The sequence below is a fragment of the Burkholderia sp. BCC0044 genome (assembly GCF_902832955.1).
Lineage (GTDB): Bacteria > Pseudomonadota > Gammaproteobacteria > Burkholderiales > Burkholderiaceae > Burkholderia.
This window is the reverse complement of sequence record NZ_CADFDO010000002.1, coordinates 861,809-881,900: the sequence shown is the minus strand read 5'-3', so window position 1 is coordinate 881,900 and position 20,092 is coordinate 861,809. Positions and strand designations below refer to the sequence as shown.

Annotated in this window: 19 protein-coding genes; 11 read left to right on the top strand and 8 right to left on the bottom strand. The window is 66.5% G+C overall.

Going from position 1 to position 20,092, the window contains the following annotated elements; translation table 11 throughout:
- Positions 1–317 precede the first annotated feature (317 nt).
- Positions 318–914 carry a plasmid pRiA4b ORF-3 family protein gene (locus tag HWX14_RS12515; RefSeq protein WP_175882999.1) on the bottom strand — a complete coding sequence of 199 codons (597 nt, stop codon included), beginning with the start codon at positions 912–914 and terminating at the stop codon, positions 318–320.
- A gap of 133 nt (positions 915–1,047) precedes the next feature.
- Positions 1,048–1,692 carry a hypothetical protein gene (locus HWX14_RS36450; protein WP_244130209.1) on the bottom strand — a complete coding sequence of 215 codons (645 nt, stop codon included), beginning with the start codon at positions 1,690–1,692 and terminating at the stop codon, positions 1,048–1,050.
- Positions 1,693–2,056: 364 nt separating this feature from the next.
- Here HWX14_RS36450 and HWX14_RS12505 point away from each other — a divergent pair, with 364 nt between their 5' ends.
- The 4 genes from HWX14_RS12505 (at position 2,057) to HWX14_RS12490 (ending at position 5,100) form a co-directional block, all read left to right on the top strand.
- Positions 2,057–2,491, top strand: a complete 435-nt coding sequence (locus HWX14_RS12505) for a VOC family protein (protein ID WP_175882998.1) — start codon at positions 2,057–2,059, stop codon at positions 2,489–2,491.
- Positions 2,492–2,688: 197 nt separating this feature from the next.
- Complete coding sequence (locus tag HWX14_RS12500) at positions 2,689–3,900, top strand: porin (RefSeq protein ID WP_175882997.1); 1,212 nt, start codon at positions 2,689–2,691, stop codon at positions 3,898–3,900.
- Positions 3,901–4,319: 419 nt separating this feature from the next.
- Positions 4,320–4,811: a peptidoglycan-associated lipoprotein Pal gene (gene pal, locus HWX14_RS12495; protein ID WP_175882996.1), complete on the top strand. Its 492-nt coding sequence runs from the start codon at positions 4,320–4,322 to the stop codon at positions 4,809–4,811.
- Positions 4,812–4,941: 130 nt separating this feature from the next.
- Positions 4,942–5,100 carry a hypothetical protein gene (locus HWX14_RS12490; protein ID WP_175882995.1) on the top strand — a complete coding sequence of 53 codons (159 nt, stop codon included), beginning with the start codon at positions 4,942–4,944 and terminating at the stop codon, positions 5,098–5,100.
- A gap of 91 nt (positions 5,101–5,191) precedes the next feature.
- Here the strand turns inward: HWX14_RS12490 and HWX14_RS12485 are convergent, their stop codons facing one another.
- The 4 genes from HWX14_RS12485 to HWX14_RS12470 form a co-directional block, all read right to left on the bottom strand.
- A complete protein-coding gene (locus tag HWX14_RS12485; protein WP_175882994.1) occupies positions 5,192–6,451 on the bottom strand; it encodes a cytochrome c in 1,260 nt (419 codons plus the stop codon).
- A complete protein-coding gene (locus HWX14_RS12480; RefSeq protein WP_175882993.1) occupies positions 6,448–7,161 on the bottom strand; it encodes a (2Fe-2S)-binding protein in 714 nt (237 codons plus the stop codon). Before HWX14_RS12480 ends, HWX14_RS12485 begins: the two co-directional genes overlap by 4 nt.
- Positions 7,158–10,037, bottom strand: a complete 2,880-nt coding sequence (locus tag HWX14_RS12475; RefSeq protein WP_175882992.1) for a molybdopterin cofactor-binding domain-containing protein — start codon at positions 10,035–10,037, stop codon at positions 7,158–7,160. The genes HWX14_RS12480 and HWX14_RS12475 overlap by 4 nt, the downstream gene beginning before the upstream one ends.
- Positions 10,038–10,128: 91 nt before the next feature.
- On the bottom strand, positions 10,129–10,485 hold the full coding sequence (locus tag HWX14_RS12470; RefSeq protein ID WP_244130208.1) for a hypothetical protein: 357 nt from the start codon (positions 10,483–10,485) through the stop codon (positions 10,129–10,131).
- Between the two features lie 27 nt (positions 10,486–10,512).
- On the opposite strand from HWX14_RS12470, the gene HWX14_RS12465 reads away from it, so the two are divergent.
- The 3 genes from HWX14_RS12465 to HWX14_RS12455 all read left to right on the top strand — a co-directional run bounded on the left by HWX14_RS12465 (position 10,513) and on the right by HWX14_RS12455 (position 13,880).
- A complete protein-coding gene (locus HWX14_RS12465) occupies positions 10,513–12,063 on the top strand; it encodes a sensor domain-containing diguanylate cyclase (RefSeq protein WP_175882991.1) in 1,551 nt (516 codons plus the stop codon).
- A gap of 256 nt (positions 12,064–12,319) precedes the next feature.
- On the top strand, positions 12,320–12,595 hold the full coding sequence (locus HWX14_RS12460) for a hypothetical protein (RefSeq protein ID WP_175882990.1): 276 nt from the start codon (positions 12,320–12,322) through the stop codon (positions 12,593–12,595).
- A gap of 250 nt (positions 12,596–12,845) precedes the next feature.
- Positions 12,846–13,880 carry a succinylglutamate desuccinylase/aspartoacylase family protein gene (locus HWX14_RS12455; RefSeq protein ID WP_175882989.1) on the top strand — a complete coding sequence of 345 codons (1,035 nt, stop codon included), beginning with the start codon at positions 12,846–12,848 and terminating at the stop codon, positions 13,878–13,880.
- 58 nt (positions 13,881–13,938) lie between these two features.
- Here HWX14_RS12455 and HWX14_RS12450 read toward each other — a convergent pair whose 3' ends face one another.
- Together HWX14_RS12450 and HWX14_RS12445 are read right to left on the bottom strand one after the other, a co-directional pair.
- Entirely contained in the window at positions 13,939–15,009 is a 1,071-nt protein-coding gene (locus HWX14_RS12450) for a hypothetical protein (RefSeq protein WP_175882988.1), read from the bottom strand.
- Between the two features lie 201 nt (positions 15,010–15,210).
- Entirely contained in the window at positions 15,211–15,747 is a 537-nt protein-coding gene (locus HWX14_RS12445) for a Tautomerase enzyme (RefSeq protein ID WP_175882987.1), read from the bottom strand.
- Between the two features lie 106 nt (positions 15,748–15,853).
- Between HWX14_RS12445 and HWX14_RS12440 the strand changes: the two genes are divergently transcribed.
- The 4 genes from HWX14_RS12440 (at position 15,854) to HWX14_RS12425 (ending at position 20,055) form a co-directional block, all read left to right on the top strand.
- A complete protein-coding gene (locus HWX14_RS12440; RefSeq protein WP_175883571.1) occupies positions 15,854–16,891 on the top strand; it encodes a helix-turn-helix domain-containing protein in 1,038 nt (345 codons plus the stop codon).
- 214 nt (positions 16,892–17,105) lie between these two features.
- The gene (locus tag HWX14_RS12435; protein ID WP_175882986.1) at positions 17,106–18,029 is read left to right on the top strand and encodes a recombination-associated protein RdgC; all 924 of its coding nucleotides are present in this window, start codon (positions 17,106–17,108) and stop codon (positions 18,027–18,029) included.
- 434 nt (positions 18,030–18,463) lie between these two features.
- A complete protein-coding gene (locus HWX14_RS12430; protein WP_175882985.1) occupies positions 18,464–19,024 on the top strand; it encodes a GNAT family N-acetyltransferase in 561 nt (186 codons plus the stop codon).
- Positions 19,025–19,101: 77 nt separating this feature from the next.
- A complete protein-coding gene (locus HWX14_RS12425) occupies positions 19,102–20,055 on the top strand; it encodes an ABC transporter substrate-binding protein (RefSeq protein ID WP_175882984.1) in 954 nt (317 codons plus the stop codon).
- Positions 20,056–20,092: the final 37 nt, after the last annotated feature.

The following is a 20,092-nucleotide window of genomic DNA, read 5'->3' as shown; positions in this document are numbered from 1 at the left end:
GGGAAAGAGGCTGGGGGTTTTTGATGCTGGCTGCTATCGGCGCCACGACGCATTCGAGATTGATGAGCCCGCGCCATGGAGAGCGATCATGTCGATTTCATATTTGACATAACGTGAATTATCGATAATTTACGCTGGTACATTTTGAAGTGTTGCGGCCCGCGCCGTAGACCAGCCGCTTCAGCGCAACACTGAGCTCAGTAGATGGTACTTATCGGCGTTGCGCTAAGGTTCTATCGACATACGGCAGTCTCGTTAGAGTCATGAAGTCCAGCCGCACCGTCTTCACTCCGCCCAGAGTCTTGACGCAGTCTGAGTTACCGATTGCCCCAACGATTGGAAGCCATGCGCGACAGCGCTGCATTGGCAGCACGCAAATCAAACAATTCCGCGTCGAAGCCGGACCCGATCCAGTTTCGGTAACGTTCTGCCTTTTCACTGTCGGGCTCGCTGGATAGCGTATTCAGGAATGTCTGATAGCCCGATGGACCGCCAACGTCCTCCGGCGGACAAGCACGAGCGCCACCGATGACTTGGGCTTCTCCCCACGGTTGGCTCTCGATCGTTTCCATCTTCTCGACGACGACGGTGTGATTCCAGCCGTCCCCGAAGTCGTATCGGTAAACGAAGCGGGAACCCAGGCTCACGACCGACTGCAGACGAATCTTCCGATCGTCCGCTGTCGTACCGGGATCAGCGAAGTCCACAACGTCATCGACTTCGAACATGGCGTAGGTCATGCCATCAATCAGAAAGTCGTGGAGATGGGTGTCTTCCCATCCGAAAGCTGCTTGCAGAATGTGGTGCAGCTTGCGTAGGGATTCGGTTCCTTCGACTTCGATTTGACGCCAGATGGGTGGATCGATGTTCTGAAGCTCCACGTTGAGAGTGAAGCGCTGGAACGATTTTGGCATTGGATCTCCGGAGAACGGAATCCGCACTATTATCGCCCCTGGATGATTCAGGGCGCTTGGCGTTACCCTATCCGTGGCGAACACCAAGCAAGCTTAAGCCCTGCCGACCATCCCTACCCGGCCCATCTCCGTATCAACACGGCACCCGACCACCCACACCATTGCCCATCATCGTGCACCAGCGCTGCGTGTCTTGTTGCGGTGCCGGATACGGCAACCCCGTCCGCGGATCGATCGAATCCAGCGGATTCGGCCCCGGAGGATGGTTTGCCGCGTGCATCGCGGCGTTCTCCGCCATCTGCCTCGCGGTCGCCGCGTTCTGTCGAGCGAGGTCCGCCTTCTGCGCGTCGTCCACCTTCTTCGTCATGGTCACCAGCCGCGCGAACTGCGGATCGCGAACATCCTGCAGCGGCGGCAAAGGCGGTGCGAACGGCATGAAAAGCAACGGCCCGTCATATCGCGGCACCGCCAGTTTTGACGGCTTGCCGAAATCCGCGGCCATGCTGATCTCCCACATGCCGGCGTTCATGCCGAGCGCGTGTTCGTAGTGTCGGTTCACGTCCGCCAGGCTGAGCGGCCCGGACGGTGCAGGCAACGGTTGCAGCGACGGCGGCAGCGTCTGCCGGGCGGCAGGATAGATCGTGCGAACCCAGCTCACCGCGGCGAGCGAGTATTGATAGAGAACCGCATCGTACTTTTCCAGCACCTGCGCTCGACTATAGTTGCCGGGATTCTGGAAAACGGGCTTGTACGCCGCGAGGGTGTCGAGGTACCGCATGTTCGCATTTCGCTGCTCCGCAACGAACTGCTGCTGAGGGTCGACCGGCGCAGATGAAGACAGCGCAGCGCAGCCGGACAGCATGCTGACGACGAATGCAACGCCGGCCGTCGTTCGAGAGGCGGATCGGATTGGACGCAAGATAGGGAACATCGGCAACGCCATGGAGACTCGACAGGTTTTCATGAATCGGCGCGCTGCCGACAGCGGCCAGCATGCGCCACGCGCGCCCTATTCTGCCCTGCTCCATGTCGTTCCGGGTGGAATCGCGTCCGATCCTGGTGGATTCCGGTCTCGGGATCTCGTCCCGTACGGCCGCCGGATGCCTGATAGGATCGAACCGCACCACCCACCGGAGGGCACCATGGCGATTCACGAAGTCTTTCCTTATCTGCGCGCGAAGAGCGCGGAAGACGCCATCGCGTTCTATGCGAAGGCATTCGGCGCACAGGAGAAATTCCGGCTCGTCGAGCCGTCGGGGCGCATCGGTCACGCGGAATTGCAGCTCGGGCCGTGCACGCTGATGATCTCGGACGAGTTCCCGGAATACGATCTCTTCGCCGTCGACCCGGACGGCAACGCGCCGATGGCGCTCCATCTTCATGTCGACGACGCCGACGCGACGATCGCGGCCGGCGCGCGCGTGACACGTGCGGCCCAGGATCAGTTCTACGGCGAGCGTTCGGGCAGGATCCGCGATCCGTTCGGGTACGATTGGCTGATCGGGCATGCGATCGAAGCGGTCGCCCCCGACGAGATGCAGCGGCGTTACACGGCGCTGATGCGCGGCGATCAATAAGCAATCAGGACGGCGTACCATCGCGCGCCGCCCCGCCCCCTCTTCCGGCCCCCCTCCCCTCAATCGCCCCCCCGCGATTCCGAGCGATTCCGCAGAGGACCTTTCCTGTGCAACGCCTTAATCGACCGCCGCACGATCTCCAATAATGGCCGCTCGATCCATCGGCCGCCAGGCCGCTCCAACAACAACAAACGCCTATGCATTCCTGCCAAACGAACCAGCATGCCGGCGCACGCGTCGCGGGGACCGTCATTGCCGTCTGCCTGAGCGGCTTCGTGCCGGAGGTCGCGCTTGCCCAGAGCAGCGTGACGCTGTACGGCCTGATCGACACGTCGATCACCTACTCGACCAACCAGCGCACCCGCGGCGCCGGCTCGCCCGGCAGCAGCGGCGTCGCGATGACGAGCGGCGCACTGAACGCGTCGCGCTGGGGGCTGCGCGGCCGCGAGGATCTCGGCGGCGGATTGGCCGCGGTCTTCGCGCTCGAAAACGGCTTCTCGGGCACCACCGGCAAGCTGTCGCAGAAAGGCGTCGACCTGTTTGGTCGCCAGGCGTGGCTCGGCGTGGAATCCAGGACGGCCGGCACGCTGTCCTTCGGTCGCCAGTACGACCTGATCCTCGACTTCGTGACGCCGCTCGGCGCGTCCGGCCCCGGCTGGGGCGGCAACCTCGCGGTCCACCCGTACGACAACGACGACTCGAACCGCAACCTGCGCATCAACAACGCGCTGAAGTACACGAGCCCGACGGTTCGCGGGCTGACGTTCGGCGCGATGGTCGGGTTCTCGAACACGGCCGGCCAGTTCTCCAACAATGCGGTGTGGAGCACGGGCGTGTCGTATGCGAACGGGCCGCTGAAGCTCGGCGCCGGCTACCTGAAGATCAGCCGCGACCGCAACGCGCCGAACCCGGACGGCGCGCTGAGCACGGTCGACGGCTCGGCGACGATCACGGGCGGCAACCAGCAGATCTGGGCGATGGCCGGCCGTTATGCGTTCGGGGCGCACTCGGTCGGCGCCGCGTGGTCGCATTCGGCCACCGACGGCGTGACCGGCATACTCCAGGGCGGCAACATCGCGCCGCTGAAGGGCGAATCGCTGGTGTTCGACAACTTCTCGATCGACGGACGCTACTTCGTCACGCGGGCGCTGAGCGTCGCCGCCGCGTACACGTACACGATGGGCCGCTTCGACACGCGCACGGGCCAGACGCGCCCGAAATGGAACCAGATCGTTGCGCAGGCCGGCTATGCGCTGTCGAAGCGCACCGATGCGTATCTCGAAGGCACGTACCAGAGCGTGAGCGGCGGCAACGGCAATCCGGCGTTCAACGCGACCGTCTGGACCATGACGCCTTCCGCGAACGGCAACCAGGCCGTCGTCGCGCTGGGGCTGCGGCACAAGTTCTGACGATGCGGCGTGTCGGCGGCGCCGTCACGCGGCCGACCGACTGCATTCGGCGAGCGCTCCCCCCGTCACCCAATCGCGGTGACCGGCATTGACGAGGCCGCGTCTCCTGCGCGGCCTTTTTCGCTGTGGCAAGCAGCGCATACCGCACACCGCTGGCGGAAGCAAGAATGCCTCCCGGCTGTCGCGTTTGCGCAAAAAATCCGGAGAAACTGGGCACGTTGTGACATTTTTCCTAATCTGTTTGCAGCGACGCCGCGATCCGGCGTTCCGGTCGCAACATTCTTTCATTTGGCGCACCACCGGCTTACGAGCCTGCATCGCGGCAACGGAGCCGGACCTTTCGCGCCATGGCGGCCGGACGGCTGCGTGCGAATGGCACGCGCCCCGCTTTCAACGCAGTCAACCGCTGGAGAAGAACGATGAGCAAAATGAACCGAATTGCGGTCCTGGCAACTTTCGTCCTGCTGGCCGGTTGCCACAATGCGGCGAAAACGCCCGAGAATGCCGCCGCGGCGCCTGAGCCCTCGAGCGAAACCGTCGCGACGGTGACGGCCGACGACCTGAACAATCCGAACAGCCCGCTGGCCAAGCGCAGCATCTACTTCGATTTCGACCAGTACTCGGTGAAACCCGAATTCCAGTCGCTGCTGCAAGCGCACGCCGACTACCTGCGCAGCCATCCCGCGCGGCGCGTGCTGATCCAGGGCAACACCGACGAGCGCGGCACGTCCGAATACAACCTCGCGCTCGGCCAGCGCCGCTCGCAGGCCGTGGCGAGCGCGCTCGAAACGCTCGGCGTGCCGGCGACGCAACTCGAGGCCGTCAGCCTCGGCAAGGAAAAGCCTGTCGCGCCCGGCCACGACGAGGAAGCGTGGGCGCAGAACCGCCGCGCCGATCTCGTCTATCGTTGATCCCGGCGCCGCCGCGGCGATAGGCAAAAAGCATGGAATAAGCAGCTCGCCGAAACGTCTTGTCATCGCGCAGACGCGCGGTTCACGCGAACCGCCTTTCCTGTGGCCTGCGCGCGGCAAGGAGATCGCCATGAAATCGGCAACGTTGGCTGCGGCGTTGATCGCGGCGCTGGTGCTCGTGCTGTCGGCGGGCTGTACGTCGTCGGGTAGCGGTACGTCGCAAGGACCGGGCATGAGCCGGTACGGCGGCGCGGGAGGCAGTGGAGGCGGAGGGGGCGGCGGCTACTGAAGCGCCGCCGCAACGAAAATGAGGTGGCGAAATCGCGCGCGAGCACCGGAAGCCGGCTGCTCGCACGCGACGCGCTACCCCACGGCACGACTCAACGCATCGCCTTCACGTCCGCCGGCGTGACGCTCGCGGGCTGGCCGCCCCACGTCGCGCGCAGGTAGTTCGCGAGCTGCGCGAGTTCGTCGTCGCTCAGCGTGTGCGCGAAGCCCGGCATCGGCTGCAGGTTTTCGAAGCCGGCGAACTTCTGCTCGTCGATGCCGTCGAGCATCGCGACCAGCAGGTTGCGCGGGTCGCCCTGGCGCAGCGTCGAGTTGCCGTTCATCGGCACGGCCACGTGCGGCTTGCCTTCGCCGTTGAAGCCGTGACAGCCCGCACATACCGCGAGATACACCGAGCGGCCGGCGGCCAGTTGCGCGGCATCGGCCGACACCGGCTTCACCGGTTGGGGCGCGGGCGGCGTATCGCCGAGCAGGTACGTCGACAGGCCGCGCAGGTCGTCCTTCGTCAGGTACTGCGTGCTCAGGTGCACGACCGGATACATCTCGCCGAACGCCGAGCCTTGCGGCGCGATGCCGACACCGAAGAACGTCTGCAGGTCGGTGCCCGTCCAGCCGCGCGCGGCCAGGCCGGCCGGCGTGATGTCGGGCGCGGCCACGCGGCCGAGCGCGGCCCCCGCGAACGGCTTCGCGCCGTCGAGCTGGCCCGTGAACGCGCGCGGCGTGTGGCATTCCGCGCAGTGGCCGAGCGCCCCCGCGAGATAACGGCCGCGCTGCCAGTCGGCGGATTGGCCGGCCGACGCATCCGGCAGGCTGTCCTTCAGGAACACCATGTCCCAGAAGACCATGCCGAAGCGCAGGTTGTACGGGAACTTCAGGTCGTGCGCGCGGCTTTCCTGAGCGACCGGCTTCACCGTCATCAGGTACGCATACATCGCGTCGGCGTCGGCGCGCGTGAGCTGACGGTACGACGTGTACGGCATCGACGGATACAGCCGCTTGCCCGGCGCCTTGCCGTCGTGCAGCGCGGCGTAGAAGTCGTCCGCGCTCCAGCCGCCGATCCCGTGATCCTTGTCGGGCGTGATGTTCGAGCCGTAGAACGTGCCGAACGGCGATTCGAGCGCCGCGCCGCCGGCGAACGGCGCGCCGTCCTTCGCGGTGTGGCACGCCGCGCAGTCGGCGGCCTTCACGAGATAGCGGCCACGCGCGACCGCGTCGGCGCCGGGCGCGCCGGACGCCGCGCTCGATGCCGGCGCGTCGTGGCCGCCGCAGGCGGCGAGCAGCAGCGCGCACGCCGCTGCGAGCGCGGGCCAGCCCGCGGCCTGCGCGACACGATGAGCGAGTGTGTGTTTCATGCGGCTTCCTTCACGAGTCCCGGCGTCGTCAGCACCACGTCCTTGACGGCTTCGTAGTAGCGGACATAGCCCGTGCAGCGGCAGAGATGCGCGTCGAGCGCGTCGGTGATCGTGCGCTCCACGTCGGCTTTCGCGATCGGCTCGCGCTTCAGGCGTTCGATCAGCACGGTCGCGGCATTGACGAAGCCCGGCGTGCAGTAGCCGCACTGGAAGCTGAAGTGCTCGAGGAACTTCTGCTGGATCGTCGACAGCTCGACTACTTCGCCGGCTTCGTTGCGCTTCGCGTGGCCTTCGATCGTGCGGATCGAACGGCCGTGGAAGAAGTGCGCGCCGGTGATGCAGGTGCGCATTTCCTCGCTCGTGCCGTCCGGCTTGTCGACGATCACGACGCACGCGTGGCAGATGCCCTGCCCGCAGCCGAGCCGCGAACCGGTGAGGCCCAGGTACTCGTGCAGGAACTCGATCATCATCAGCCCTTCCGGCACCTGCATCGGGCCGACCGACTTGCCGTTGATATTGACCGACAGCGGCTTCTGCCGGAACCGGACGAGCGGACGCTCGACGGGTGCCGAAGCCGCAGCGGGCCCAGCGGATGCCGCGGGTGCAACGGATGCGGACGCCGGAGCGGCCGAAGCCGAAGCCGGCACGGAAGCGCCGGTCGCAGCCGCGCTGGCGCTCGCGGCCGAAGCCGCGGTTTGGGCGGTCGTCATGCGAGCACCTCCTGAATCTTTTGCGGGGTCACCGGCAGGTCGGTGAAACGATGGCCAATCGCGTGCGCGATGCCGTTCACGATCGCGCCGACGACGGGAATCATCACCACTTCGGCGACGCCCTTCGGCGGATCGGTCTCGGACAGCGGCGGCAGCACGTCGCCTGTTTGCGTCCATACGGCGACGTCGGACGCGCGCGGCAACGGGTAACGGTTGAAGTTCCACGTGCCGTTGCCGGGGCCGTCTTCATAGAGCGGCAGGTACTCGTGCAGCGCATGGCCGATGCCCATCGCGAGACCGCCCTGCAACTGGCCCGATACGAGCTGCGGCGAAATCTGGTTGCCGCATTCCATGATCGAGTGGTGCGTGAGCAGCTCGACCTTGCCGGTCGCTTCGTGCACGGCCAGCTCGACGAGCGTGCCGACCGCCGTGTAGTACGTGACGGCCGCGTTGTTGCGGCTCGTCGGCGGAATGAACACACGCTTGCGGTCCAGCACGCGATAGCCGTTCGCGGTCGGCGGCAGCGTGCCGTGCAGCGCGGTCGCGCCGGCCGGTGCGGCGGTGCCGGGCAGCGGGCCGTCGTCGGCGCCCGTCTTCGGCGCGCCGACGCGCAGCGACAGCCCGTCGATCGGCAGACGCTCGATCATGCCGCCTACTTCGAATTCGGCGTCGGTCCACTGCCAGCGGTTGAACACGTGCACGACGGCGCCGGTCGGCAGGCCGAGCGCATGCGCCTGCTTCGCGAGCTGCTCGAACGTCAGCGGCTCGAGGCCGTCGGCGGTCAGCTTGCCGTCGACCCAGCGCGCGTCCTCGATGCGGATCGTGTACGGCGCGGCCTGGCCGCCGCCGAGGCCGCGCGTCCAGATCGACATCGCGGCCGGCCACAGCCCGTAGCGGAACACCGCACGTGCGGCTTCACGCGTGCTGTGCGTGAAGTAGTACGCGGAGTTCGTCGCGCTCGACGGCGACGCATAGCCGGGCGACCAGCGCGGGTTCGCGCTCAGCCGATCCTGGTCGGCCTGCGACATCAGGTACGGGTCGCCGCTCGTCTCGACCGGCAGGTCCGGCCATTCGGTCAGGGCCACGCGTACTTCGGTCGCCGGGCGGCCGAGCCATTTCGCGACCGCGACGGCCTGCGACGTCGACATCCCGGTGCCGATCTCGGCCGCCGTGTGTTGCAGCGACACCTTGCCGTGCGCGTCGAATTCGACCTTCGCGAACGACGCTTCCGCGCCGGTGCCGAAATCCTTCTGCACGCACGCGAAGCCGACGCCGTAGCGCCTGCCCGGATGCGCGGCCTCGAATTCGGCCTTGCGCGCGGCGCGGCGCGTCCACAGCGGATGCTGCTTCGCGCGCTCCAGCACTTCGTCGACGCGCAGCGCGCCGGCGGGAATCGCCCCCTGCGTGTTCTTCATCCCCGAACGCAGCGCGTTGCGCAGGCGGAAGTCGATCGGGTCGATGTTCAGTTGCGCGGCGATCTCGTCGACCGCCATCTCGGTCGCGGCCATGCTCTGCAGCGTGCCGTAGCCGCGCGCGGAACCGGCGTCGATCGCGCGCGACGCGATCGCGACCGCCGCCAGGTCGCTCTTCGGGAAGTAGTAGATCGATTGCGCGGCCGTCGCGCCGACCATCGCCACCGACGGCGAGAAGTTCGAGCGTCCGCCGCCGTTCGCCTCGAAGTCGCCCTTGAACGACTGCAGCAGGCCCGTGTTGCGGTCGACCGCGATCCGGTAATGCATCTTGAACGCGTGACGCTTCAGCGACGTCTGGAACTGCTCGTAGCGGTCGTTCGCGAAACGCACCGGGCGGCCGTCCGCGTACAGCGCGCAGACGAGGCCGTAGAACGGCACGTTGAAGTGATCCTTGGAACCGTAGCCGACCGTGTAGCACGGATGCACGAACAGCTTCTTCACCGGGAAGCGGCATTTTGCGACCATCGCGGCCGCGTTCTCCGACACTTCGAGCGGCGACTGGGTCGGCACGACGAGGTGCAGCGATTGCGTCGCGGCGTCGTACCAGCAGTTCGCGTTGTCGGGTTCGAGCGCGGCCGTATCGACCGACTGCGTGTTGTATTCGCGGTCGAACACGAGCCAGTCGGCCGACGGATGATCGAGCTCGCTGGCGATCTGCCCGGCGAGGAACATCCCCTGTTCGTCGAGCTTGCCGTGTTCCTTGCCGTCCGGCCAGACCGGCAGGTGCTTGCGCATCATGCTCGGGAAGATCGGCGCGTCCTTCAGGCTCGAATAGACGTCGTCGTCATAGGCCGTCTTGCCACCCACGCGCACGTAACGGAACGTGCCCCACGGATCGCGTTCGAGCGGGCCCGTGACCGCGCCGTAGCGGATCACGTCGTCGCGGAACTTCAGCGCGTTCTTCGCGAAGCGGAAGCGCGCGAAGTCGTGATAGATCAGGATCGCGACCGCGTGGCCGAGATACGCGGGCGTCTTGCCGGCCGGCAAGAGCATGTCGTCGCCGTAGAACGCCGGGAACGCGACGCCGTCGCGCGCGAGATCGTCGGCCGTGACCACGCGGTCCGGTTTCAGCTCGTCGCCGAGCAGCGACAGGTCGAAGCCCTCGTACGTGCGGTCGGCCTGCGTGACGCGCAGGATCAGCGCGTGCGACTGCTGCTGCGGCCAGTGCGGCATGTCGGCCGCGCGCACGTCGCGCGCGAACACTTTCGAGCCGGTGACCTTCGCGATGCCGTCGATGCGGAACTGGGGGATGCCGGTGACGCTATCCCACTTGACCGGGGTGAGGAGTTTTTCTTCGAAGAGCGCCGCGAACGCGCGGCTGCCGATGGGCGCGACATACACCGCGACGCCCGCCAGCACGCTGGCTTTCAGAAAACCCCGCCGTGACAGGCCGTGGTTTTTCATTGGGGGGAACCTCCTGAGGCGGCTCGGACGGCGATCGGATGTCGCGGCGTTCGGAGCGGCGCGCATTCTGGCATTGTTTTTGATATATCGCCTATAGTATTTCCCGCATGAAATACTTATTGGATTTCTTATAACGGGTTTCAGCCGGGCTGCGGCAGGTGATCGCGGGGGCGATTCGTTTGCCGTTTGCGTGCGGCCGGACGCCGCCGCGCCGGCTTCGGCGGCCGCCGATCGACAACTGGTCGACCACCGCACATCGTTCCGTTCGCAACGACCCGGCCTTCGCGCCGCCGAATCCGCAAGCCGCTTGGAGCCGGGGACAACGACCGCGCACGACGCGATGCGCGGTGCCGCCGGCCGGCCCGCGCCGCCGGTTTTTCATGGTAATGTCGTGCGCATCCGGCTCGGCCGGGCTTCCGCCACGTGCCGTGCGGGCGCCGCCAGCCATCGAGACATCGTGTCGAGGTCGACAATCATGGCAGTCAGGGCATCTCTCCTGCACTCCGTTCTCGCCACTCCCCCTTCCGGCAACCACCGCGTCACGGCCGCGCTGCGTCCGTCGATGCTCGTGACGCTCTTCGAGGACGTTCGCCCGATGGCGCTGTCCGGGCTCGCGAGCGGCTTCGTCGCGGCCGTTGCGCTGATCCGGCTGCAGCAGCTGTGGTGCCTCGCGTGGCTCGTCGCCGACGTCGGCCTGCTCATTGCGCGCCTGGCGATCGCACGGGCGTACACGGTGCGACGCAACGCCGGCGACGATCGCGCCGAATACTGGGCGATGCGCTATGCGCCGGTGTCGCTCGTCGCGTGCTTCGTGCTCGGCCTCGGCGTGATGGGCTGCGTGCAGGCCGTCGACGTCGAGCTCGGCACGCTGTCCGTGATGGTCGCGGGCGGCGTGTTCGGCGGGATCGCGTCGCGCAACTCGGCGCTGCCGCGGCTCGCGATGACGCAGGTCGCGCTCGGCGTGCTGCCGATCGGCGTCGGCGCGCTGCTGGCCCCGCGGCCGGGCGCGTGGCTGCTGGTGCCGCCGCTCGCGATCTATCTCGCGGCGATGCGCACGGTCGTGCAGCGCCACTACCGCGTGCTCGTCGCGCTGATCGCCGCGCGCCAGCGCAACGCCGAACTCGTCGCCCGCTTCGACGCCGCCCTCACCTACATGCCGCACGGCCTGTGCATGATCGACGGCGACAGCCGCGTGATCGTCGCGAACCGGCGCACCGCGCAACTGTTCGGCTCGCCGCGCGAGATCATGCTCGATACGCCGCTGCCGGCCGTCGTCGCCGCGCTCGGCGGCCATGCCGTGACCGATCCCGGCGGCGCCGGCCTCGCCGCGCAGTGCGACAGCTGGCTGAGCCGCACCGAGCCCGGGCCGCTCGACATCGCGCTCGCCGACGGCCGCCAGCTCGAACTGACGCGCCACCGCGTGCCGGACGGCAACGCGGTGATCATCGTCGAGGACGTCACCGCGCGCCGCCAGACCGAACAGCATATCCGGCACCTCGCGCGGCACGACGCGCTGACGGGTTTGCCGAACCGCCACGAATTGCATGCGGAGCTCAAGCGGATGCTCGCGCGCCGGCCGCGGCTGCCGAGCCCCGCGTTCGCGGTCATGTATCTCGACCTCGACGGCTTCAAGTCGATCAACGACCGCTTCGGCCACCAGGCCGGCGACGAAGTGCTCACGCAGGTCGCCGAGCGGCTCGGCAAGACGCTGCCGCCGGGCGAGCTCGCCGCACGCGTCGGCGGCGACGAATTCATCGTCGCGATCGACGACACGACGATGCACGCGTGCTCGATCCTCGCCGCGCGGATCATCCGGCAGATTTCGGCGCCGTACGCGCTGTCGATCGGCGAGACCGTCTGCATCGGCATCAGTATCGGCATCGCGCTCGACGACGGGCACGGCTCGCCCGACGAGCTGATCCGCCAGGCCGACAGCGCGCTGTACGACGCGAAGTCGGCCGGCAAGGGCATCTACTGCTTCTACTCGAGCGGCAGCCGCCGCATGGCGCCGGCCGCCGCCAGCTGAGCCGGCCACGCGCGCACCGCGCATCCTTCCTTTCCGCGCCGGCCTCCCCCTTCCGACGATTCAATTCCGAAACGCTTTGCGGGTTCGCACGTGGCGTTGCGCGTTCGCGTGTCACGTGACGTGTTCCGTAACATCGCCGTCCGGCACGCAGCACGATGGCTGCAGAAGCCCGCATGATCGAGGCCGAGCGCGGCATTTCGCGGCTGGCACTCTTATTGCTCCTTGATAGGGAAAGAACGTTTCAGGGGAGCCCAACATGAATACCGTCGACGTCCTCGCACGAACCGAAATCATCGACGAACAGGCGGTGATCGACGGCGCATCGCTGATCCGCCGGCTCGTGTCCGACCGCCGGATGCCGGCCGCGTACGAAGCCGCATGCATCGACAATCCGCCGCTGACGCTGTACGGCGCGTTTCGCCAGGGCATCGCCGATCACGCCGCGCGGCGTGCGAATCCGTATCGCGCCGGCAGCCGTTTCTGGGCACTGTGGGAAGAAGGACGTCTCGAAGCTGAAACATCCGGCCGGTAAGCCGGTTGCACGCGCCGGCCCTGTCGCGACAAGGGATCGGCGCGAAACCGGACGCGTGAATGCAGCCGGCCGACGCGCCGGCATGCGTTCATCGCTGCAACATCGCTTACGCTCGCGCGTATCGGCCCGGCAACGCATGGCAACGCGCCCGTCCGCCGTCGCGCGTATCCCGATCGATCGCGCCCTGCGCGCCGCGCGCTGCCGGTTTCCCCTATAAGATGGCAGATTCCGTTCATCGAACGATACCGCCATGATCGCCTCTTCTTCTCCCCGAAATCCCATTCACTGCGAAATCGATCTCGACGCGCAAGGCAAGCACGCGGGCTACCTGCGGCTGCCGCACTCCGTACACCGTTCCGCCTACGGCTGGCTGCCGATCCCGATCGCGTCGATCCGCAACGGCGACGGCCCGGTCGCGCTCGTGATGGCCGGCAACCACGGCGACGAGTACGAAGGCCAGATCATCGTGTCGCAACTGATGCGCGAGATCGAACCCGACATGGTCAGCGGGCAGTTGATCCTGCTGCCGATGGCGAATTTCCCGGCGGCGGATGCAGGCCAGCGCGTGTCGCCGCTCGACGAAGGCAACCTGAACCGCAGCTTCCCCGGCGACCCGACCGGCACGCCGACGCAGATGATCGCCCACTACATCGAGCACGCGCTGCTGTCGCGCACGCAGTACCTGGTCGATCTGCATTCGGGCGGCAGCTCGCTGCTGTACCAGGGCGGCAACATGCTCGCGATCGATCCGCTCGATGCCGACGAAGCCGAGAAACTCAACGGGCTGCTGGTCGCGTTCGGGTTGCAGAACGCGCTGCTGCACGCGCCGAATCCCGTGCATTCGGCCTCGGCCGCGCGCCGGCAAGGCGCGATCTCGATCGTCACCGAACTCGGCGGCGCCGGCATGGCCGATCCGTCGCTGATCCGGCTCGGGCGCCAAGGGCTGCTGCATTACCTCGGCTATATCGGGCTGCTGCACGGCGCGCTCGTACCCGACGCGCCGCCGACCGTCACGCGCTTCATGCGCGTCGACGGCGATCGTCATTTCGTTTATGCGTACGAGCGCGGGCTGTATGAACCGCTCGTCGAACTCGGCGACCAGGTGAAGGCCGGACAGCCGGCCGCGTGGGTGCATTTCCCCGATACGCCGTTGCGCGAACCGGTGCTGCACCGGTTCAACGGCGATGGCGAAGTGGTGTGCAAGCGTGTGCCCGCGCAGGTGCGGCGCGGGGATTGCCTGTTCCAGTTGGCGGAGCTGTCGACGCCGCCGCGTGTCGTCGGGTGATGGCCCCGACTGACGCGTTCATGACCGTCGTATGCCGCCAGTGCGTACACGCTGACCGTCAGTCGGACGACACCGGCGATTCATTGCCCTGCGCAGCGCCGCATTGATGGCAGTGCGGAAAGAAGAAGAAATTCCGGCCGCCGCACTCGCATACGTTGAAGAGCCTCAATCCGCAATGCACGCAGAACGTGGAGTCGTCGCCGCCGAGATTCCATTGTTTGTCGCATGACGGGCAGCGCTTTTTCTCGAGCGACCGAACGGCTTTTTCGTATCCGATCGTGCGTGCGCGCTCGCCCTGATCCTGCTGCAATTCGAGCCGTTTGCGTTCGGCATAGCGCTGAAATGCCTTCATCATGTAGAGGCCGGCGAACACCGTCAGCACGATGCCGACCAGGACCCGGACATAGCCGCCGAAATTCGGCAGGTACGGCACCAGTTCAATGAAAAACGCGCTCAATGCAAACAGGCCGAAACCGTACACGAACGGCCAGTAGCGCGCCTTGCGATAGCGGATGAACAGCCAGGTCGCAACCAGCAGTATCGGCAACGTCAGCGCAAGCCGCAGCCCGAACACCTGCATCTCGTAGTGCCGGGTTGCCTCGTCCAAGCGCCGTTCGGCGGCTGCGTCCGCTTCGGCGATTTGTGTGTCGACTTGAGTTTGCTGCGATGCCAGCGCCCGTTGCTGGTCGCCGATCGCATCGATCTGATGCTGCCAGTTGACCACCACTGCCTGGAGCGCATCCAGCTTGCGCGTTCTCGCGAGAATGTCCGGGTCCCTCGCACCATCTCCTGTCACCGCGCGAGTCGCCAGCCAGTTGCGGAAACTTTCTTTCTCGGCCGCATACTCCTTCGCGGCACGGCCGCGCGCCACTTCCATCGTGTCGACCTTCTCGGCAAGCGCGTCGCGCTGTGTCTGCAGTTGGCGCCGCGCCGCGTCCAGCCGTGCTTTTGCGGGAGCGTCGGCGAATTGCTCGATGACGGGCGGACCGCCCCTCGGGGCGAACGCCATGTCGCGGATCACGAGACTGCCGAGCATGTTCAGAAAGACAGCGAAGATGATCGCTATCACCCATGACGCGAGTCGCAGGAGCCGCGCCGGGCTGGTCAGGCCGTCGCCGGAAGTCATCATTGTTTTTGCCCCGTTGTTGGAATGGGTTCCATTGTCATCAATCTTGAGGCAACCGTCGATTGTCTCGTTCTCGATGGCGAACAGTCACCTCGGCATTTGCGGGGGAACGTGTGGGTTTAGCGCTATGAGTTTCGCGTTTATGGCGCAATCAAAATCCCCGTCACGGCGGCCGTGTCGTCGACTTTCATGCCGGTGCGCCTGTCACGGGTTGCGCGTGATGCCTGCGATAGCGGCATCGCGGGCCGCTTCGAGCGTGATGCACGCTTTTTCGCGGCGGCGCCGTGCGAGACGCTCAACGCCCGCGCCGCGTTCGGACTCGCCCGCCAGCAGCGCATGAATGACGGGCAGCGTCCAGATCGCGCCGCGCGTGCCCCAGGCGCCATCCGGGATCTCGGTCGGGAAGACCCAGACGCGCGGCGCGACGTCGTCGAACGGCCGGTTCTCCGCACGTGCCACCGCCTCCGTGACCTGTCTGACGAGCCAGCGACGCGATTCGTCCGTGTATTGCCCTTCGGGTACGGACGGAATGATCCGGTAGCGGATCGTGTCCGTGCGTTCACCGCCGATGTAAATCGCGGCAGGTCGATGAAGATGCAGCACGGTGACGCGCTGTGCGATCGGACTGGCGGGGTCATAGCCTTCCGCCTCGATGAGAATGTCGGTCAGTTCCTTGACGAGGCGTGCCTCGGCCTCGGGCGTCAATGCGTTTTCGGGCCACAGTGCGTCGATCATCGGCATGGTGCTGCTCCTGTTTTCGGTTCGTCGGAGGTGCCCATCATCGAGGTTTACCGGCGCGGCCATAAGTGGCAGGATCGCCATTATTCAGGGAATTTCAGACACGCACATGGCGATCGTCCGCATCTGGGTCTATGACGGCATCCTCGCGTCCGGCGTCGCGGGCCCGGTTGACGTTTTCAGCGCAGCCAACCAGTTCCATATGCGCAAGGCCACGCCGGCCGGCACCCCATCGGCCCCGCTGCTCGCATGGCGGGTGGAATCGCTCGACGGTCGCCCCGTCACTGCTGCGTCGGGCCAGACCATTCAGGTCGACGGAAAGATCGATCCGCGCAAGCGGGCGGACGCCGTTCTGCTGACCGCACCGTTCTTCTCGAACATCGACGAGTTCATCGGGCGGCGCGAGCAGTTGAACGCGCTGACTTCCGCGTTGAGGCGCCAACGCAAGGCCGGCGCCGTGCTGGCAGCCTATTGCACCGCCAACTACCTGCTCGCCGAGGCTGGCCTGCTGGATGGCCGCGCCGCGACTACGCACTGGGCGAAAGCCGCGGACTTCGCACGCCGCTATCCGCGCGTCGAAGTTCGCGCGCAGGAACTGATGATCGCGCAAGACGGCATCATCTCGGGCGGTTCCGTGACGTCGTATCTGAATCTCGCGGTGCAGCTCGTTGAAACACTCGCCGGCGAGGCGCTCGCGACGATGACCGCGAAGGCGCTGTTGATCGACATGAATCGAACGTCGCAGGCTTCCTTTGCCACGCTCGTCGACGAACATGGACATACCGACACGCTCGTCGCCCGTGCGCAGCGGCAGATGGAGGCGACGTTGCAGCAGGGATTCCGGCTGAGCGAGCTGGCCGCGTCGCTTGCCGTGAGCGAACGCACGCTCAATCGCCGCTTCAAGGAAGCCGTCGGGCTCGCGCCGCTCACGTATCTGCAGAATCTGCGTATCGAAGTCGCGAAACGCTTGCTGGAAACCCGGCCAATCGGGCTGGAGGCGCTGAGCCAGCGTGTCGGTTATGGCGATATCAGCACGTTCCGGCAATTGTTCAAGCGCAAAACCGGACTATCCCCGAGTGAATATCAAGTGCGGTTTTCGCGTGCGGCGGCAAAGAATCGGGACGACGAACCACGCAGCAAGGGCTGAGACCTTGCGACGTCACGCGAACGCCCTGCTGGCGAAAGCGCCCACGTGATCGAGCGGTATCGTTCGGGGAAGCGGCGCGCGTTTTCAGCCTACGCGCGGCGGATTGCGGTGCGGAGCCGACGCCCGAACGTCCCGATGACGGTCCCAATGAGTGACGCTTCGTGGCCGTGAGCGCTCCCCGTCATATAGAATGACGCGCTTTGCCCGTACGCCTATGTGGTTCAAGAACCTTCAGCTTCATCGTCTTCCGGCACCTTGGGCCGTCACCCCCGACCAGATGGAAAAATGGCTGGCGCCTCACGCGTTCCAGCCGGGCAGCAGCGTCGAGATGCAGCGCGCCGGATGGGCGTCGCCGCGTGACGACGGCGCGCTCGTGTATTCGAACAACCGGCAGATGCTGCTGCTGTTTCGTGCCGAAAAGAAGCTGCTCCCGGCATCGGTCGTCAATCAGGTGACCAAAGCGCGTGCGCTCGAAGTCGAGGAGCAGCAGGGCTTCAAGGTCGGCCGCAAACAACTGCGCGAACTCAAGGAGCAGGTGACCGACGAACTGCTGCCGCGCGCGTTCAGCATTCGCCGCGATACCCGCGTGTGGATCGACACGGCGAACGGCTGGCTCGTCATCGATGCGGCCGCCCAGGCGCTGGCCGACGACGTTCGCAGCCTGCTCGTCAAATCGATCGACCAGTTGCCGCTCGCCGGCGTTCAGGTGGCGCGTTCGCCGGTCGCCGCGATGACGGACTGGCTGCTGTCCGGCGACGCGCCGGGCGGATTCACCGTGGACCAGGACGCCGAGTTGCGTTCGACCGGCGAAGGCGGCGCCACGGTGCGATACGTCGGCCACGCGCTGGAAACGAACGACATGCGCCGGCACATCGAAGCCGGCAAGCAATGCATGCGCCTCGCGATGACCTGGAATGACCGGATCTCGTTCGTGCTGACGCCGTCGCTGACGATCAAGCGCGTCACCCCGCTCGACGTGATCAAGGAAGCGGCGGATCCGACCGCGCAGAATGACGATGAACGCTTCGACTCGGATTTCACGCTGATGACGGGTGAATTGGCGCGGATGCTGACCAGTCTCGTCGATATCCTGGGTGGCGAACAGCGCGACGCGATTCCTCAGGCGGCAGCGGCCTGAACGCTGCCATCGTCGAGGATCGTCGCCCCGCGACAGCCAAAGGTTTCGCGCCCGCTCGACCATTCGATGAGGACCGTCGCCACCCTGGCGGCGGGTCCCGGCCGGGCGCGCGCCCCCCTGCCAATCCGCGGCGTTCATATGCGTCATCCATACTCCGGACGGGCACAGCGCCCACCACGCCCGTTCGCCCCACCCCACTCCCCCTGCAAGCCTTCTTCCACTTCCCGCGAAATCCTTATCGAAATTGCTTCGTTCGTCTTTGCCGGCCACGCCGCTAACGTGTTCAAAACGGCGGCGGCGCGCCGGACGCATCGCATGAAGCACGACAGCCGCCGCCATCACGACAACTGCGTCGCGATAACGGAACAGACCGGACGGGCCGCGTGCCCGCACCCCGCCAGGAACGTCCGCATCGCGCGCCCTTCGCGATGCCCATGGCCACGAACGACCGCATCATCGACACGACGCCGCTCGACGTCCGCGCGCAGCCGCTGATCGACGCGCTGATCGACGAGTATTCGACCCGTTACAACGCGTACCGCCCCGACAGCCGTGCGTCGGCCCGCGACGAACTCGCGCGCTACCCGGCCGAGCTGTTCGCGCCGCCCGAAGGCGCGTTCGTGCTGCTGTTGCGCGACGGCGAGACGATCGGCGGCGGCGCGTTCAAGCGCTACGACGCGCAGACCGCCGAACTGAAACGCATCTGGACGCGCACCGACCTGCGCCGCCAGGGCCTCGCGCGGCGCATCGTCGAAGCGCTCGAACTGCGTGCCGCGCAACAGGGCTATCGCCGCCTCTATCTGACGACCGGCTTTCGCCAGCCCGAAGCGTGGGCGCTGTACGACCGCACCGGCTACACGCGGCTGTTCGATTCGTCGATCGACCCGGAAGCGTATTTCCACCTGCGTTTCGGCAAGGATCTCGTCGATCCGTCGCGCACGTCGACGCTGGCCGACCTGTGGGCGCCCCTGCCCGAAGCGGTGCTGCCGCGCTGAGCGACCGCTCGGCGTCGCGCATTCCACGCCGCACATTCCGCTTTCAACCATTCCACGCTTCCACGACAGGACGTTTCATGCATCGAGCCGTACCGCTTTCATCCCGTGCCGTGCGCACGCTGGCCGCCGCGCTGATCGGCCTGAGCGCCTTCGCCGCCGCGACGGCCGCGGTCGCCGCGACGTTCGACCTGAGCCCCGAGCAGCGCGGCCGCCCGCGTGGCGCGGCCGATGCGGCGGTCGAGCGCGCGGTGCCCGCGTCGTTCAAGTTCGCCGAGCCCGGCACGCTGACGATCGGCATCGCACCGAGCCTGCCGCCGATCAGCTCGTATGCGACCGACGCGCGCACGGTGATCGGCTTCGACGCCGACGTCGGCCAGCTCGTGTCCGACAGCCTCGGCCGCAAGCTGAAGATCGTCGCGCTCGCGTGGGCCGACTGGCCGCTGGCACTCGAATCGGGGAAAGTCGACGCGGTGATCTCGAACGTGACCGTCACCGAGGAGCGCAAGCAGAAGTTCGATTTCTCGACCTACCGCAAGGACCAGGTCGGCTTCTACGTGCGCAACGACAGCAAGATCCAGTCGATTCGCGAGCCGAAGGACGTCGCGGGGCTGCGCATCGTGACCGACGCCGGCACCAACCAGGAAAAGATCCTGCTCGCGTGGGACCGCGACAACGTCGCGCACGGGCTGAAACCGGTGCAGATCCAGTATTACGACGACCAGGCGATGCGCATCGTCGCCGTGCAGTCGGGCCGGGCGGACGCGGTGTTCAGCGTGAACTCGGTGCTCGCGTATCAAAGCGCGCAGCAAGGCAAGACGCGGCTCGTCGGCGCGATCAGCGGCGGCTGGCCGCGCACGGCCGACATCGCGATCGCGACGCGCCGCGGCAGCGGCCTCGCCGAGCCGCTGACCGTCGCGCTGAACGCGTTGATCAAGACCGGCCGCTACCAGCAGGTGCTCGACCGCTGGAACCTCGCGTCCGAAGCGATCGACCAGTCGCGCACGAATCCGCCCGGGCTGCCGAAGAGCTGAGCGCCGCGCGCGCCCAACCGCCCATCCACGCTCACGC